The organism is Actinomadura fulvescens (assembly GCF_039533225.1).
Taxonomy (GTDB): domain Bacteria; phylum Actinomycetota; class Actinomycetes; order Streptosporangiales; family Streptosporangiaceae; genus Spirillospora; species Spirillospora fulvescens.
In genome coordinates this window covers 378,616-391,148 of record NZ_BAAATD010000001.1, presented here as the reverse complement: position 1 = coordinate 391,148, position 12,533 = coordinate 378,616, and the positions used below count along the sequence as shown (strand labels likewise).

13 protein-coding genes are annotated in these 12,533 nt (G+C 71.5%); 7 read left to right on the top strand and 6 right to left on the bottom strand.

Translation table 11 applies throughout. From position 1 onward, the window contains the following. Positions 1-208: 208 nt before the first annotated feature. Complete coding sequence (locus ABD333_RS01845; RefSeq protein ID WP_344538795.1) at positions 209-1,306, top strand: alcohol dehydrogenase catalytic domain-containing protein; 1,098 nt, start codon at positions 209-211, stop codon at positions 1,304-1,306. A gap of 85 nt (positions 1,307-1,391) precedes the next feature. Next, a complete protein-coding gene (locus tag ABD333_RS01840; protein ID WP_344537036.1) occupies positions 1,392-1,970 on the top strand; it encodes a DUF4870 domain-containing protein in 579 nt (192 codons plus the stop codon). Here ABD333_RS01840 and ABD333_RS01835 read toward each other — a convergent pair. Continuing rightward, the gene (locus ABD333_RS01835; protein ID WP_344537034.1) at positions 1,967-2,803 is read right to left on the bottom strand and encodes a TIGR03619 family F420-dependent LLM class oxidoreductase; all 837 of its coding nucleotides are present in this window, start codon (positions 2,801-2,803) and stop codon (positions 1,967-1,969) included. The genes ABD333_RS01840 and ABD333_RS01835 overlap by 4 nt on opposite strands. Positions 2,804-2,925: 122 nt before the next feature. Between ABD333_RS01835 and ABD333_RS01830 the strand changes: the two genes are divergently transcribed. From ABD333_RS01830 to ABD333_RS01820, 3 genes are read left to right on the top strand one after another with little or no spacing between them, the layout of a single operon-like run. After that, on the top strand, positions 2,926-3,765 hold the full coding sequence (locus tag ABD333_RS01830; RefSeq protein ID WP_344537032.1) for an alpha/beta fold hydrolase: 840 nt from the start codon (positions 2,926-2,928) through the stop codon (positions 3,763-3,765). Further along, complete coding sequence (locus ABD333_RS01825; protein ID WP_344537030.1) at positions 3,762-5,012, top strand: LLM class flavin-dependent oxidoreductase; 1,251 nt, start codon at positions 3,762-3,764, stop codon at positions 5,010-5,012. The genes ABD333_RS01830 and ABD333_RS01825 overlap by 4 nt, the downstream gene beginning before the upstream one ends. Positions 5,013-5,016: 4 nt before the next feature. Beyond that, complete coding sequence (locus ABD333_RS01820) at positions 5,017-5,898, top strand: TIGR03619 family F420-dependent LLM class oxidoreductase (protein ID WP_344537028.1); 882 nt, start codon at positions 5,017-5,019, stop codon at positions 5,896-5,898. Here ABD333_RS01820 and ABD333_RS01815 read toward each other — a convergent pair. Then, the gene (locus tag ABD333_RS01815; protein WP_344537026.1) at positions 5,882-6,592 is read right to left on the bottom strand and encodes a cyclase family protein; all 711 of its coding nucleotides are present in this window, start codon (positions 6,590-6,592) and stop codon (positions 5,882-5,884) included. The two genes, ABD333_RS01820 and ABD333_RS01815, sit on opposite strands and share 17 nt — an antisense overlap. Here ABD333_RS01815 and ABD333_RS01810 point away from each other — a divergent pair. Together ABD333_RS01810 and ABD333_RS01805 are read left to right on the top strand one after the other, a co-directional pair. Next, on the top strand, positions 6,591-7,466 hold the full coding sequence (locus ABD333_RS01810) for a HipA family kinase (RefSeq protein WP_344537024.1): 876 nt from the start codon (positions 6,591-6,593) through the stop codon (positions 7,464-7,466). The two genes, ABD333_RS01815 and ABD333_RS01810, sit on opposite strands and share 2 nt — an antisense overlap. Further along, a complete protein-coding gene (locus ABD333_RS01805; protein ID WP_344537022.1) occupies positions 7,463-7,846 on the top strand; it encodes a DUF3037 domain-containing protein in 384 nt (127 codons plus the stop codon). Before ABD333_RS01810 ends, ABD333_RS01805 begins: the two co-directional genes overlap by 4 nt. A 12-nt stretch (positions 7,847-7,858) precedes the next feature. Here the strand turns inward: ABD333_RS01805 and ABD333_RS01800 are convergent, their stop codons facing one another. The 4 genes from ABD333_RS01800 to ABD333_RS01785 all read right to left on the bottom strand — a co-directional run bounded on the left by ABD333_RS01800 (position 7,859) and on the right by ABD333_RS01785 (position 12,505). Continuing rightward, positions 7,859-8,767 (bottom strand): hypothetical protein, encoded by a 909-nt coding sequence (locus tag ABD333_RS01800; protein WP_344537020.1) that lies wholly within the window; start codon positions 8,765-8,767, stop codon positions 7,859-7,861. A gap of 220 nt (positions 8,768-8,987) precedes the next feature. Next, complete coding sequence (locus ABD333_RS01795) at positions 8,988-9,896, bottom strand: helix-turn-helix domain-containing protein (protein WP_344537018.1); 909 nt, start codon at positions 9,894-9,896, stop codon at positions 8,988-8,990. Positions 9,897-9,936: 40 nt separating this feature from the next. Next, entirely contained in the window at positions 9,937-10,779 is an 843-nt protein-coding gene (locus tag ABD333_RS01790) for a GNAT family N-acetyltransferase (protein WP_344538793.1), read from the bottom strand. Positions 10,780-10,855: 76 nt separating this feature from the next. Further along, on the bottom strand, positions 10,856-12,505 hold the full coding sequence (locus ABD333_RS01785; protein WP_344537016.1) for an alpha/beta hydrolase: 1,650 nt from the start codon (positions 12,503-12,505) through the stop codon (positions 10,856-10,858). Between the last annotated feature and the right edge of the window lie 28 nt (positions 12,506-12,533).

Here is a 12,533-nt window from a genome sequence, read left to right as displayed (position 1 = left end):
CGGGCGTTGACAGGCACACGAGCGCGTCGATGTGACCTAGCGCTCGTTTGGGCGTGAGCGTAAGTTCGACCCGGAGAGCGTGTCAACGATCTCGACCAAGCAAGTGCTTGGTGTTAGGTTGGGCCAGGTCGCGGGGCTCGCGACGCAACAAGAGGGGTGAACCGACTTGACAGGATCGTCCAAGGGTTCGTCGGCGTCCGCGACCGTGATGCGGGCGGCGCTCCTGCGCGGGTTCGGCGCTCCGCTGGAGGTCGCCGAGGTGACGGTCGAGGCTCCCCGGGCCGGCGAGGTCCTGGTCGCCGTGGCGGCGTCCGGCGTCTGCGGCTCCGACCTCAAGGCGATCGACGGCAAGAGCCCGGTCGTGTCGCACCTGCCGTGCGTGCTCGGGCACGAGAGCGCGGGCGTCGTGGAACAGGTCGGGCCGGGCGTGACCGCCGTCAAGCCCGGTGACCATGTCATCGTCGCGATGAACGGGCCGTGCGGCCGGTGCCGCAACTGCGCCCGCGGCAACGCGCACCTGTGCAGCGGCAGGAGCCGGATGTCGGCGATCATGGGCCTGATGGGCGACGGCACCACCCGCCTGTCGGCCGGCGACGAGACGGTCCGCCCCTACATCGGCATCGGCTCGTTCGCGGAGAAGGTCGTCGTCGGCGAGGCCATGTGCGTCAAGGTCGCCAAGGACGTGCCGCTCGACCTGCTCGCCCTCACCGCCTGCGGCGTGGTGACCGGCGTCGGCGCCGTGCTCAACACCGCGCGGGTCGAGCCCGGCTCGTCGGTGCTGGTGGTCGGCGCGGGCGGCGTCGGCCTGAACGTCATCCAGGGCGCCGTGCTCGCCGGGGCCACCACGATCATCGCCGCCGATATCGCCCCGGCCAAGCTGGAGCTCGCCGAGCGGTTCGGCGCCACCCACACCGTCCTGTCCGACGACCTGCCCAAACAGGTCGGTGACATCGTCCGTGGCGGCGCCGACTACGCCTTCGACGTCACGGGCATCGCCGAGGTGCTGGCCAAGGCGTTCGCCGCCACCCAGCCGGGCGGCACCACGGTCATGGTCGGCAGCCCGGCCGCGGGAAAGAACCTGGAGATCCCGCCCGGCCTGCTGTTCGGCTCGCGCCGCCTCATGGGCACCCAGGGCGGCGACGCCACCCCCGCCCGCGACCTGCCGCTGCTCGTCGACCTCTACCGGCGCGGCCGTCTCGATCTCGAAGGCCTGGTGAGCGAGCGCGTTCCGCTCGACGCCGTCAACGACGCGGTGGCACACGTCCGGTCGGGCGCCGTCGCCCGTTCGGTCATCGTCTTCGACTGACCGTCGTGCGTCGCCGGTCCCGCGACCATGTCCCGTTCCAGTAGATTCTTGTGCAATCTCCCCGTTGGAGCGATAGGACTGTCTCGTGACCGACCAGCCCCCGCCGCACCCGTCGCCCTACGGGCAGCCGCCCTCCGACTCCCCGCCGCCCGGGTACGGGCAGGTACCGCAGTACGGACAGCCGCCGGGCTACGGGCCGCCCGGAGGCGCGCAGCCACCCGGCGACGGGCCACCGCCGGGCGGGCCGTACGACCCGCAGTGGGGGTACGGGCCTCCCGGAGTCCCGCAGGGGCCGCGCGTCCAGCCCAGCGGCGACGACACGACCTGGGCGATCATGAGCTATGTGGGCACGATCCTCATCGGCTTCCTGGCCCCGCTGATCATCTACTTCGTCAAGCGCAAGCACTCCGCGCTGGTCAGGTACCACGCGGCGCAGGCGCTGAACTACCAGCTCACGGCGCTGATCCAGATGGTGGTGCCGCTGCTGGTCGCCATCCCCCTCGCGATCCTCACCGACGAGCCGCTCTGGTTCCTGATCGCGGTGCCCGCGTACGCCCTGCACTTCTTCGCGCAGTACGTGGTACTGATCATGGGCGCGGTCAAGGCGGGCAAGGGGCTGTACTACCGCTTCCCCACCTGGCTCTGCTTCCGCATGGTCCGCTAGCGCGGGTCACGCAGGTAGGTCGCCGCGTACCCGTCCAGGACCGGCAGCACCTCGTCGCGCCCCGCGGCGGGTACGCGCAGCACGACCTCCTCCACCCCGAGCGAGGCGTAGTAGTCGAGCTTCTCCGACGTCGGCAGCGTCCCGAACGGGATGACCGGCACCGTCTCCCGGCCCGCCTTCTCGCACGCGGCGCGCAGGGCGGGCAACGCCTCACGGATGCCCGCGCCGCCGATCGGCATCCACCCGTCCCCGTACTCGGCGATGTGCGCGAACAGCAGCGGCCCGGGCGCGCCGCCCAGCAGGACGGGGACGTGCCCGGCCGGCTTGGGCCACGACCAGCTCGGCTGGAACGCCACGTGCTCGCCCTTGAAGGACGCCTCCTCGTTCGTCCACAGCTCGCGCATGGCCAGCACGTGCTCGCGGGCCATGCCGCGCCGCAGCTTCCAGGGCACGCCGTGGTCGGCCGCCTCCTCGCGGTTCCAGCCGAAGCCGATCCCGAGCACGAACCGCCCGCCCGAGATCCGGTCGAGCGTGGCGACGGCCTTGGCGGTGACGATCGGCTCGCGCTGCGCGGGCAGGCAGACGCCCGTGCCGAGCCGGATGCGCCCGGTCGCCGCCGCCGCGGCGGCCAGTGCCACGAACGGGTCGAGCGTCCGCGCGTACTCCTCGGGCAGCGTGTCCACGCCCGTGGGCGGCGGGGTCTCCCGCGAAACCGGGATGTGGGTGTGCTCGGGGATGTAGAACGAGGCGAAGCCCCTGCTCTCGGCCTCCCGTGCCAGGTCGTGCGGCGCCATCGTCCGGTCTGTGGCGAACATCGTGATCCCCAGCCGCATCCGTGGTCTCTCCCTCGCGCGTGACGTCCTTACCGAGCTTTGTACTCGACCAAGCGATTGCTCGGCTAGTGCCAATTGATGTAGCGTGCGCTTGTTCGGTCCAACCGCCGGAGGGGGTGCCCATGCCATTCGCCGAGCTGGGAGACGTTCGTCTGTTCTACACCGACGACGCCCCCGCGACGGCCGGCTCCAGGGGCGGCGGCACGGCGCTCCTGCTCGTGCACGGGTACGCGGCCGACTCCCAAGACTGGGCCTGGCACATCGCCGGGCTGACGGCCGCCGGGCACCGGGTCATCGCGCCCGACCTGCGCGGCCACGGGCACTCCTCCGCCCCCGCGACCGGCTACCGCCCGCAGGACCTCGCCGCCGACCTCGCCGCCCTCCTGGACCACCTCGGCGTCCGCCAGGTGATCGCCGTCGGCCACTCGATGGGCACGATGGTGGCGAGCGCGCTGGCCGTGGAGCATCCCGGCCGGGTGCGGTCGCTGGTGTGCGTCGACCCCGCGTACGGGCAGCCCGCCGAGATCGCGCGGTTCTTCCCCGGGATGGTCGAGGCGCTCCGTGCCGACCCGGTCGCGACGGTCCTCGGGATGGAGCCGGTCCTCTACACCGACGCCACCCCCGAGCACGTCCGGACGGCGCACGCCCGCAAGATCCAGGCGACCCCGGAGCACGTGCTCGCGCAGGCGTTCCCGGCGATGTTCACCGACGAGGGCCACTGGGGCACCCGTCCCGCGTCGGACGCCTACCTCGCCCGCCGCGACTGCCCCGTCCTGAGCTGCTGGGCGAGCCCCGGTCCGGCCGCCTGGGAGACCGAACTGTTCAAGCATCCGGCGTCCCGGGCCATCGTCTGGCCCGGCGCCGGGCACCGGCTGCACGAGGAGCTGCCGGCGCAATTCCTGCTCGTCCTCAAGAACCGGCTCGAGGAACTCGAGAAGCTCGACAAGGAGAAGCCCGCGTGAAGTTTTCCATCTTCCTCAACCCGCAGATCCCCGGGTCGGGCTGGGCCGCCGAGGAGAACGCCAAGGCCAAGCGGCCCATCGGACGCGACGTCGAGTCGTACCAGAAGCTGCTCCACGAGGTCCGTGAGATCGCCGTGCACGCCGACCAGGTCGGCTTCGACGCGCTCATGATGACCGAGCACCACTTCCACTCGGAGGGCTTCGAGTTCTCGGTCAACCCGCTGATGTTCCTGACCGACCTGGCGGCCCGCACCGAGCGCATCCTGCTCGCCCCGCTGGGGATCGTGCTGCCCGCCTGGGACCCGATCAGGGCGGCGGAGGACGTCGCGCTGCTCGACCACTTCTCCAAGGGCCGGCTGCGGCTCGGCGTCGCCCGCGGCTACCAGAACCGGTGGATGAACGTGCTCGGCCAGCGCTGGCACGCGGCGGCGGCCCGGTCGGACGGCTCCAAGTCGGACACGCGCAACTTCGACGTGTTCGGCGAGGTCCTCAAGATCATGAAGATGGCGTGGGAGCAGGACACGCTCCGCTACAAGAGCGACGTGCTCGACTACGAGGTCCCCGCCCCCTTCAGCGGCATCGAGGGCTGGCCCGCGCAGGAGTGGACGCAGACGTTCGGCGCGCCCGGCGAGATCGACGAGAACGGCGTGATCCAGTCGGTGTCGGTCTGCCCCAAGCCGTACCAGAACCCGCACCCCGAGCTGTGGCAGCCGTTCACCGTCTCGGACCGGTCGGTCATCCGGGCCGCGCAGGAGGGCATCATGCCCTGGATGTTCACCCCGAACCCCGACGACCACGCGGCCAAGGCCAAGCTCTACCAGGAGGAGTGCGCGCGCCAGGGCAAGGAGTACAAGCTCGGCGAGCACACCGGCATCCTCAAGATCGTGGGCATGGCCGACACCCGCGAGGAGGCCATCGCCACCTACGGCAAGGGCATGCAGAAGGACTTCGCCTCGTTCTTCGGCCCCTTCGGCTACCTGGAGGTGCTGCGCAAGAAGGAGGACGACAGCCACAAGCCCATCTCGCCGGAGAAGGGCGACTTCAAGCGCATGAACGAGGTGGAGATGGCCCTCCTCGGCACGCCGGACGACGTCAAGCGCGGCATCCAGCGCATGCTCGACCGGATGCCCGACCTGGAGTGGTTCGGCCTGTTCATGCAGGGCCAGCAGGGGGTGCTGCCGCTCGACACGGTCAAGCGCAACCTGGAGATGTTCGCCACCAAGGTCATCCCAGAGTTCCAGGACTGAGGGCATGCGGTTCTGGCTCGGCGCCGCGTTCGTGGACACGGGCGAGTTCCTCGGGCTCGCCCGTGCCGCGGACCGTCTCGGCTACGACACGGTCGCGATCTCGGATCACATCTTCTACACCGACTACGACGCGTCCTACCCCTACTCTGACACCGGCGCGCCGCCGTACAAGCCGGACACCCACTGGCCGGACGTGTGGGTGACGATCGGGGCGATGGCGGCGGTCACCGAAAGGGTCCGCTTCGCGACCAACGTCTACATCCCGCCCGCCCGCGACTTGTTCACTGTCGCCAAGGCGGTCTCCACCGCCGCCGCCCTCTCCGCCGACCGCGTGACGTTCGGCGTGGGCGTGGGCTGGTGCAAGGACGAGTTCCTGCAGACGGGCCAGGACTTCCACACCCGGGGCAAGCGGCTGGACGAGATGATCCCCGCCCTGCGCACGCTCTGGCAGGGCGGGATGGTCGAACACCACGGCACGTTCTACGACTTCGGCCCGCTCAGCATCGCGCCGGTGCCCGGCAAGCCCGTCCCGGTCTACATCGGCGGCGACAGCGACGCCGCGCTGCGCCGGACGGCCCGGATCGGCGACGGCTGGATCGGCAACCGCATCTACTCCGAGGACCAGCTGGCGGAGCTGCTCGCCCGGCTCACCGGCTTCCTCGCCGAGCATGGCCGCACCCTCGACGATCTGGACGTGATCGCGCCGATCGGCGCGCTGCCGTCGGCCGATCTCTACCGCAAGTGGGCCGACCGCGGCGTGACCGGCACGATGGCCGCGCCGTGGTGGCTGGCGTCACCGGACGACAGGGCCCGGTACGGCACCGGCCTGGAGCTCAAGGTCGCCACCATGGAACGCTTCGCCGACGAGGTCATCGCGAAGATGTGACGCCGGGCCCCGAGAGCCCGTGGGCGACGGCGCGCGCCGGCGCGCCGTCGCCGGGCAGCCGGAGCGGGAAGACCATCATCGAGATGAGATGGCCGTCGGCCCGGGCCTCCAGGACCTGGTCCAGGTTGGTGAGGTTCTCGACGATCATCGGCCCGCCGAACGCCGCGTCCGTCCGGGTGAGCAGGGCCCGGTGCGCGGCCAGCGTGACGTCCGGCGAGTCCGAGGGGTCGACGCTAGGCGCGTCGATGCCGACCGTCAGCCAGCTGTACTCCTGGGCCGCGATCGCCGCCGCCGTCTCGGGCGCCAGATAGGGATGCGCCAGATAGGTGTCCGTCCCCCAGTAACGGGACCATCCCGTGGCGAAGACCAGGATCGACCCGCTGAACCCGGGCCGCTCGGGCAGCACCTCCGGCCCGATGGCCGTGCGCGGCGGCAGCCCCCGCACGTCCACGATCTCGGCGGGGCCGACGAAGACACCGCCGCCCGGCAGCTCGTGCAGCCCCGGCAGCGCGTCGTCGATGTGGAACGGGGCGTCCACGTGCGTCCCGCTCTGCGAGCCGAGGTGCAGCCGCTGCACGTTCACCCCGTCGCGGGACGCGGTCAGCGCGGCGGACAGCTCGACCTCGGGGTCGCCCGGGTACACCGGCATCCCGGTGCCGATCGGCACCGACAGATCGATCGTCACCTCGAACATGTCACCGATTATCGCCGCCGGGCGGCCAGCCGATAGCGTGATCGGCGTGTTGCCTCTCGTCACCGCCATCCGGTACGTGACCCCGCTGCGTGAGGGCGGGTCGCTGCCGGGGGTCGTCGAGGCCGACGACCTGGGCACCTACGTCATGAAGTTCCACGGCGCCGGGCAGGGCCGCAAGGCGCTGGTCGCCGAGGTGATCGCGGGCGAGCTGGCGCGCCGCCTCGGGCTGCGGACGCCGGTCCAGGTGATCATGGACCTCGATCCGGTGATCGGCCGCCACGAGCCCGACGCCGACGTGCAGGACCTCCTCAAGGCCAGCACCGGCTGGAACCTCGGCGTCGACTTCCTGCCCGGCTCGCTCGGCTTCGACCCGCTGGGCTGGCAGCCCGACCGCTCCTTCGCCTCCCGCGTGCTCTGGTTCGACGCGTTCATCGGCAACGTCGACCGCAGCTGGCGCAACCCCAACCTGCTGGTCTGGCACGGCGACGTGTGGCTGATCGACCACGGCGCCAGCCTGATCTTCCACCACGCCTGGGCGAACGCGGCCCGCCTGTTCACCGGCCCCTACGACGTGGACGACCACGTGCTCACCCCGTTCTCGCGCGACCTGCCCGCCGCCGAGGCCGAGCTCGCCCCGAAGATCACCGAGGACCTCCTGCGCGAGGTCACCGCGCTGGTCCCCGACCGCTGGCTGGAGAACGAGCCGGGCTTCGCCGGCCCGCAGGCCGTCCGCGACGCCTATGTGGACATCCTCCTGAACCGGGTAGGCAAGCCCCGTGACTGGCTGCCGTCCCTCGACCTCACCGCCGCGAGACCCGACACGCACACGCGCCGTGGCGAGAAGCGACCGGGCTGGCTAGGCGGCCCGGCATGACCGACAAGACCGTCTTCGAGTACGCGGCGCTGCGCGTGATCCCCCGCGTCGAACGCGGCGAGCTCATGAACGTGGGCGTGGTCGTCTACTGCCGCGCCCTCGACTACCTCGCCTGCCGCACCCACCTGGACGAGCCGCGCCTGCACGCACTGGACCCCGCCCTCGACCTCGACGGCGTCCGCAACGCGCTGAACGCCGTCGACGCCCTCTGCTGCGGCGGCGACCGGGCCGGGCAGGCCGCGGCCGAGCCGCCCGGCGCCCGCTTCCGCTGGCTGACGGCGCCGCGCAGCACGATCGTCCAGCCCGGTCCCGTCCACGCCGGCCTGACCGCCGACCCGTCCGCCGAACTGGACCGCCTCCTATGCCTCCTCGTCACCTGAGGTCGGACCGGTCTAATCCCATTCCCAGCGCATGCCGTGGTAGCCCGTCGCCATGCCGAAATCGATGAAGTGGACGCTGTGGTAGCTCGACATCCGCAGGTCGGTCAGGTCTTTCAGCGCGGTCTGCGCGTCCGGCCGCCAGGTGCGGTAGCAGCGGGCCGGGAGCGACGCCGGGTGGAACCTCACCTCGATCAGGTATTCGTGCTGGGGGGTACGGAAGCCGCGTCCCTCCTCGGTCACCACCGGCCCGGGTTCGTCGAACCCGAAGCCGTACTCCAGCAGGTAGGTCTCGCCGCGCGCGAGCGCCCGGTCGAACAGGAGCTCGGCGGCGATCAGTCCGCTCGCCTCGTCCACCCGGACCCGCCCGAACCGGCACCCGCGTGCCGTTCGGGAGGACGGGATGACGCGGTGCGGATGGTGGTAGACGGCGATCCAGCGGTCGACCCCGCGCTGCTGCGCCTGGAAGACCGCACGGGTACGCACTTCGCGCAGGTCACGGCCGCGCCCGACGACGTTCAGGTCGTGCAGGCTGAGGCCGGTCAGCTGGCGTTCGCCGCGTTCGCCGATCTCGGCGATGAGGTCGCGGACGCCGGGTTCGGGGCAGAGCTCCTCCACCGGCAGCCAGGGTCCGGCGGCGCGTTCGCCGGACGGTTTGAGGAGGGTCAGGAGCGAGTGGCGGGGCAGTTCGAGGATGACCTCGAGACCGCGTACCGCACGGAGTGAGTCGGCTCTTTCGGGACGTGTCCGGCCCCGCTGCCAGTAACTCAGGGTAGAGAGACTGACCGCGATGCCCTGCTGGTCGAGTCGACGCCGCAGGGATTCGAGGCTCAGCCCGCGTGCTTGGATCGCCGCATGCAGGGCCACGTTGAAGGGGCCGTACTGCAGCATCTGGAGGAGGTCTTCCTCCGTGACTGTCTGCACCGCTATCGGCCTCCGGATGGGGTTTGGCCGGCCCCCGCCCTCGGCCTTGACAACAGCACTTGCTATAACAGCGCTCACTGTAAAACCCCAGGACCGTGTTGCCAAGCGTAAAAGTACACAAACAGAAAGTCCGCGACGCCGTGGCCTGCGATGGTTTCGGTTGCCGGAGGGTCCGGCGGTGCCGGAGGGGAGGGTGGGGCGCAGGCGGTCCGTGGACTCCTCAGTCCCATTCCCATTCGAGGCCGAGGATCCCGAAACGCACGTCCCCCGCGACCATATGCGCGCTGCCCGACGTACCGATCCACAGCTCGCCGAGCCGTTCCCTCGGGGCCTGCGCCGTTTGTCCCGTGAATCCGTAGCAACGCGCGGGAAACATTTCCTCGTGAAACTGCACGACCGCCAAATAATCACGGACGGGCCGCGCGAACCGCCGCGTGTACTCGTCCGCCGGGCCGGCGCCGGGGCACTCTCCCAGGTCCAGCTCGTACTCGACGACGGCGGTGTCGCCCGCCGCCAGCACCCGGTCGAAGACGAGCTCGAACGCCAGCAGTCCCTCTTCGGCGCGCACCCGTCCCGGCCGGCAGTAGCGCAGCCCGGTCAGCTCGGCCTCCGGCCGACCGTCCCCCGCCGGATGCACGCACACCACCCGGTCGACGTCGTCGCCCGCCGCCCGCAGGACCGAGCGGACCGACAGCTTGCGGGGCCGCCGGCCGGCGTCGAGACGGTAGACGTCGTGCGTGCTCAGCCGTTCGAGCCGGTGGTCACCGGACCGGTCGAGCTGCCCGACGACCCGGGCGTAGCGCTCCGGGTCGGGCCACAGGTCACCGGCGGCACGCCCGCGGTCGAGCCGCCCCGCACCGGATCGGGCGGAGCCGCCGCCGTGGCGCACCGGGTGGGCGCCGTGCTCGGTCGTCTCCAGCAGGCCGGTGAGCGAGCCGCCGGGCACGCCGAGGATCTCCTCCAGCGCGGCCACCACGGCGCGCGACCGCGGCCTGCTGCGGCCACGCTGCCAGTAGCTCAACGTCGCCACGCTCACCGGCAGGCCGCGCTGGCCCAGCCGGTGACGGATCCGCTCCAGCGTCAGCCCGCTCGCCTGGACGGCCTGTCGCAGCGCACCCGCGAACTCCACGGCCGGATGGTATCTGGTCCTGCCAAGTAACCCGGAATGTCTAGAAAAGAACGGACATGAACGTATCGATTTCGTCGAAGCCGACCCGGCGGTACGTGGCGCGGGCCCGGGCGTTGAAATCGTTGACGTACAGCGAGACGGTCGGCGCGATGGACCGCAGCGACTCCTCGACCAGCGCCGCCATCCCGGCCACCGACAGGCCCTGCCCGCGCTGGTCCGGCGGCACCCAGACGCCCTGCACCTGGCAGGCGTACGGGGTGACGGCGCCCACCTCGGCCTTGAAGAGCACGCGGCCGTCGTCGATGCGGGCGAAGGCGCGCCCGGCCCGGATGAGCTCGGCCACCCGGGCGCGGTAGAGGACGCCGCCGTCCCCGGCGTTGGGCGAGACGCCGACCTCTTCGGTGAACATCGCCACACAAGCCGGGTAAATAACGTCGAATTCATCCATGCGGACGCGGCGCACATGCCGGTCGGCGGTCACCGGCGGCACCGCCGAGGTGGCCATGACGGGCTGGGCCGAACGGATCGCGCGGGCCGGTCCCCAATAGGGCTCCAGGATCTCCCAGAGCTCGCGCACGGCGTCCCTGGGCCCGACGATCGACGAGCACCGCCGTCCCTGGGCCTGCGCGCGTTCGGCGAAGGCCCGCACGGCGTCGGAGTCGGCGGCGACGGGGATCAGGTTGGCGCCCGCGTAGCAGAGCGAGGCCAGCCGGCCGTCACGCGGGTAGCCCCACATCTGGGCGCCGAGGCGGCCGGGGTCGAGCCCGACCGCGTGCACGCGCGAGCTGACGAAGACGTTCGCCACCGGATCGGCGTCGAGGATCGCCATGACCTCGTCCCGGTGCCGGTCGTCCAGCACCCGCACGGGCAGCGACCCCAGCATCCGCATGGCTTACCGGCTCCAGGACCGGGGCAGGGGCCGGTGCGGCCTCTCCACTGTCAGCACCACGCCAACAAGCCTATGACGTCCGCCACCGGTCCGTCTCAACCGGCTCCCCTGCCGGCCGGCGCCGCTCGGCCGCGCGACCCGGTTCGGGCGGCTTCCCGGCGGGGCACGAGGCGTCCGGGCCAGGCCGGCGCCGGGGCAGCGAACCATCGCGCAGGTAGGCGGCGACGGCCTTGTCGATGCAGCGGTCGCCGCCCAGCGCCACCCCGTGATTGCCTCCGCCGACCTGCACGAGCAGCCGGGAGCCCCGGAAGCGCCGATGCGTCTCGACCGCGCCGCGATACGGGGTGGCGGCGTCCTCGGTGGCCTGGACGAGCAGCAACGGCAGCTTCTCGCCTCCCTGCACCACCGGGGCCGGTCCGCCCGGGTGCGCCCAGAACGCGCACGGCGCGTTGTACCAGGCGTTGCTCCAGGTCTCGAAACGGTAGCCCCTGCGATAGAGACGCCAGTTGTCGCGGTGCCACCGGGCCCAGTCGCGGGGCCAGGCGGCGTCCCGGCATTGCACGGCGTTGTAGACGGCGTAGTTGTTCTGCTCCAGCCAGTCAGGCGCGTGCCAGGCCTTGGCGAGCGGCCGCGGATCGTGCTTGACGATCAGCGCCGACAGCAGGCGGGCATGATCGGGCCAGTCGTAGTCGGCGTACCCGTCGGCCAGGAAGAGATCGTCCAGCTCGGCGGGGCCGACCCGGCCACCCGCGGGCTTGGCCCTGAGCTTGCGGCGGGCCTTGGCGTAGGCGGCGCCGACCGCCTTGGCGCTCCGCCCCAGCTTGTACGTCTTGTGGTGGCGCGCGATCCAGGCGAAGTAGGCCCGGATGCGCTTCTCGAACGCCACGTTCTGGTCGAGGTTGTTGTCGTACCAGACACCGCTGGGACGGACGACGCTGTCGAGCACCATGCGCCGGACCCGGTCCGGGAACATGGTGGCGTAGACGGCGCCGAGGTACGTGCCGTACGAGTAGCCGAAGAAGTTGATCTTTTCCTGGCCGAGGGCGACCCGGATGGCCTCCAGATCGCGCGCCCAGCTCACCGACCCCATGTGCGGCAGAAGCCGGCCGTACCGTTTCGCGCAGTCGGCGGCGTAGGCCCGGGCCCGCTTCTGCCACGCCTGCTCGGCGGCCGGCGAGGCCGGGACGGTCTCCGGACGCGGCCTGCCCGGGTTCTGGTAGCTCTTGTCGCACACCATGGCGGGCTTGCTGGCCCCGACGCCGCGCGGGTCGAAGCCGATCCAGTCGTACGTCGCGACGACCTTCTTAGGAAGCCCCGCGGTGAGCAGGCGGGGCATGTCACGGCCGTGCGCGCCGGGTCCGCCGCGGTTGAGCAACACCACGCCCTGGAACCCGCGGGCCGTGTGCCGCAGGCGCGACAGCGCGAGAGTGATCGTGTCCCCGTCCGGCCGGTCATGATCGGTGGGGACGGTCAGCCTGCCGCACTCCAGCCCCTTGAGCCGGCCCTTCTCCACCCGGTCGGACGTCGGACAGGGCTTCCACCGGATCCGGCCGGCCCGGGCGCCGAGAGCCGTGCCGCCCGCGACGGAGGCGGGCACGGCGACGCCCATCGGGTCGGTCCCGGGCGCGGCCGCTGAGGCGGCGGTTCGCGGTGTGAGGGGGCCTGTCAGGGTCGCGAGGGCCACGGCGGCCGAGGCCGCTCCGGCGACAACGTTGCGCACCCCAGATTTCTACTGGCCGCGACGCGGC